1 protein-coding gene is annotated in these 248 nt (G+C 68.5%); it reads left to right on the plus strand.

Annotated features, from left to right (window positions below; all coding sequences use genetic code 11):
* Nucleotides 1-248: cell division protein FtsK (locus HKX41_12685; protein NNC24991.1), on the plus strand; the 248-nt coding region annotated here is incomplete at both ends.

Here is a 248-nt window from a genome sequence, read left to right on the forward strand (position 1 = left end):
CCTCGGCCAGTTGGTCGGGCGTTCGCTGTATTCGGGCTTCGGCCCGGTCGGCGGCAATCTGTTCCTGGCCGCGCTGCTGCTGATCTCCTTCACCCTGGCCACCAGCGTGTCGTGGTTCGCGGTGATGGACTGGATCGGCAAGCGCGTGCTGACCTCCGGCCCGCTGCTGAGCAAGCTGTTCCGCCGCAGCAGCCAGCAGGCCACCGAGTGGCGCCAGACCCAGGTCATGCGCGAGGAGCGCGAGGAAG

The sequence above is a fragment of the Salifodinibacter halophilus genome (assembly GCA_012999515.1).
Lineage (GTDB): Bacteria > Pseudomonadota > Gammaproteobacteria > Nevskiales > Salinisphaeraceae > Salifodinibacter > Salifodinibacter halophilus.